Annotated in this window: 4 protein-coding genes; all 4 read right to left on the bottom strand. The window is 43.4% G+C overall.

Annotation, left to right across the window (positions count from 1 at the left end; genetic code table 11):
* On the bottom strand, nucleotides 1-500 hold a 500-nt coding region (rlmM, locus tag AB4496_RS10665), incomplete at its 3' end, for a 23S rRNA (cytidine(2498)-2'-O)-methyltransferase RlmM (protein WP_372130929.1).
* Nucleotides 497-895: a DUF423 domain-containing protein gene (locus AB4496_RS10660; RefSeq protein ID WP_017069500.1), complete on the bottom strand. Its 399-nt coding sequence runs from the start codon at nucleotides 893-895 to the stop codon at nucleotides 497-499. The genes AB4496_RS10660 and rlmM, both read right to left, overlap by 4 nt.
* Nucleotides 885-1,508, bottom strand: a complete 624-nt coding sequence (locus AB4496_RS10655) for an alpha/beta fold hydrolase (protein ID WP_017069501.1) — start codon at nucleotides 1,506-1,508, stop codon at nucleotides 885-887. Before AB4496_RS10655 ends, AB4496_RS10660 begins: the two co-directional genes overlap by 11 nt.
* The gene (locus AB4496_RS10650; RefSeq protein WP_017063339.1) at nucleotides 1,501-2,409 is read right to left on the bottom strand and encodes a transcriptional regulator GcvA; all 909 of its coding nucleotides are present in this window, start codon (nucleotides 2,407-2,409) and stop codon (nucleotides 1,501-1,503) included. Before AB4496_RS10650 ends, AB4496_RS10655 begins: the two co-directional genes overlap by 8 nt.
* Nucleotides 2,410-3,023: the final 614 nt, after the last annotated feature.

Below are 3,023 nucleotides of genomic sequence, written 5' to 3'. Positions count from 1 at the left end.
GGGTAAGAGTAACCAACAAAACAGTGACCCGGCGCGATAAAACATAAGTGAAGCACAGGCTTCTTAACATTGTCTTTCGCTGTCATCAGCCCTTTACCGCGCATTGCTTGACGCATTGGCACAGTAAACTTACGGCAGAACTTCAAAAGCTCTTTCGCTTCATTGGTGTCAGGTGTTTCAATACGGATATCGCCACAACGTGGGAAACCTTCTTTCTCAGAAAGCGCCTCAAGAATTGGAGAAATACGATCATCAGTCGGCAGATCTTTGATTTCAACCGCTACCGCGATCATTTGACGAGCAAAGATCAACGATTGGAAGTCGATCTCTTTTACCAGTTTATCGGCTTCGCCTGCTTGATAACATTCAAACAATACAAAGCCTGTATTGTTCTTTAAGCGAGGAAAACCAAACACTTCCAGTTGTGTTGCCTTGTCTTGAATTTCGCCAGCACATTCTTTTTCAAAACCAGAGCGACAATAAAGTAGTACGTGTTTCACTGAGTTACCTCTTTTATATTCAAAGCAGCGAAGGAGAAGACTCCCCAACCAATGATAAATAGTAGACCACCAAACGGTGTTATAGGGCCAAACCATTTTATTCCTGTCAGTGCTAAGCCATAAAGGCTGCCACTAAAACAAAGGATGCCGATGATAAAGCAAATTGCCGCAATGAAAAAATATTTTTGTGATTTAGCGCCAAGTTTCATCTGCAGCAGTGCACCACACGCCAATATTGCTAGTGTATGGATAAACTGGTACTGAACACCTGTCTCAAACACGCCTAGCAGATACTCTGGCAAGACAGCTTTTAACCCGTGAGCGGCGAAGGCACCTAGCATTACGGCTATTGCGCCAGAGATACCTGCAAAAGTGAGTAAATACTTACTTCTCATTAAGCACCTCTTTGATAAACGCCGATAGTTTCTCAACGGTTAACGCTATGTTCTGCTGTTCGGTGTAGCCAGAGCTCTTACGAGGCTTAAAGCTGTGATCGCCATCAGGAATAAACTCAACACGAATCGAATCCGACAGGTCGAAATCAGCAAACTCTTCTCGCTTACCAAAGGTATCGCGCTCACCTTGTAGAATAAGACACGGCTTTGCTAACTCAGCCAAGTGCTCACCTTTGTATTTCTCTGGTTTGCCTGGCGGATGGAAAGGAAAGCCTAAACAGGCCATTGCAGCCACCTTATCAACTTCAGACAAATGGCTCGCCATACGTCCTCCCATCGACTTACCGCCAATCACAAGCTTATCGGCATCTACCTGTCCGATAATATCTTGGTAAGCTTCGAGCAGTTTAGGGGCTCGATCAGGTGGACGACGCTTACCATCTTCAGCACGTTTGATCATGTAAGGGAAATTAAAACGAATCACTCGTATCCCTTTAAACGCCAACCCTTTTGCTACCGACTGCATGAACTCATGATCCATACCTGCGCCAGCACCATGTGCAAAGATAAAGGTTATTGGGTTGTCTTCACCATCAATGATGAGGTTATTCATCAAGTAAGTCCTCTTGTTCACTTTGCGCTTTCGCCAACATCCAATCACGGAAAGTCGCAATACGCCCCATGTCAGCTTGTTTCTCATGACACACTACATAGAAGGCGTTCTTACTTACCAACACTTCATCAAAAGGGGCAATCAAACGACCTGCTTCGATTTCAGGTTGCGCCAACACATTATTACCCAAAGCAATACCTTGCCCGTGAGCGGCCGCCTGCAATACCATGGTTGAATGACTGAAGATAGGGCCATGATTAACGTTTACCCCATCAATACCATTTTGCTTAGCAAACTGTTTCCAATCCTTTCGAGATGTATCATGCAGTAGCGTATGACATGCCAAATCACTGAGAGATTCTAAAGGTTTAGCTCCTAGCAGCACGGAAGGTGAGCAAAGAGGAATTAAGTATTCTTGGTAAAGTTTATCGGCTCTGAGCCCCGACCAATTCCCTCGGCCATAGTAAATAGCCACGTCTACATCATCGGTCAACGAGCCTTCATCCATATCAACGGCTTTGATTCTTACATCAATATCAGGTTCTTGCTGATTAAAGTCAGCGAGCCTTGGTACCAACCATTGAATAGCAAAACTCGGCGGCAAACTGATGGTCAATGCGCCCTTCTCACTTCGCTCAAGCACTTTGTCTGTCGCTTCTGCCAGTGATGTGAAAATATCTTTGATATCCAAGAAGTAGCTTTGACCTTCTTCAGTCAGCAGCAAAGAGCGGTTTCTTCGACGAAACAGCTTCAAAGATAAGAATTCTTCAAGCGCTTTGATCTGATGACTGACCGCGGCTTGAGTAACAAACAACTCTTCTGCGGCACGCGTAAAACTCAAGTGTCGAGCCGCGGCTTCAAACACTCTTAGCGAGTTTAATGGGGGTAATCGACGAGACATAGTTACTCTCTAAATAAGCATTAGTTTTTTTTATCTGAAACATTATAATTTGTCCATTGCCTAGCGGCCAGAGAAATTCTATATTTCATCCCGCAGCAGCTAGCCTGAACGGCTTGATTCTCTCTAGAATCAATTGGTTTAGCTCCTGCGATGTTGTGTTTGCAAACTCGTTCTTTTCGAGTTGGGTAGAGTTCTACCAAATGTTTTGTTGCAGTTCTATACTGAAACGAGGCATGTACTTCCTGTATTTATTTTGACCTGTCTGTCAAATTTGTTTACACCGCCTTATGGGCGGTGTTTTTTTATGTGCAAAGAAAAGTAACAATAAGTTTATCAATAGCTGTGCTAATTAATCTTTATTATTTTTCATCGCTAATCACAGAATCAGACACCCACTCAAATAAACAACTGAACACATACAAATAGCACCATTGAGTTGCACTAAAAAGTAACAGAATACTTCAAGATACTCACACTTCTTCAGTACTTATAGACCCGTTTAGATCTCACCAGTTCTATCAATCCAAAATTTCAAAGCTGAGCATGACGATAGCACGTCCAAACGCATGCCTCTGTCTACTGTCAATCCTTCATCATAGACAATAAAAAAGCCG

The sequence above is a fragment of the Vibrio sp. 10N.222.46.A1 genome, assembly GCF_041473595.1.
Taxonomy (GTDB): domain Bacteria; phylum Pseudomonadota; class Gammaproteobacteria; order Enterobacterales; family Vibrionaceae; genus Vibrio; species Vibrio tasmaniensis_A.
This window is presented reverse-complemented; position numbering and strand designations above follow the sequence as displayed.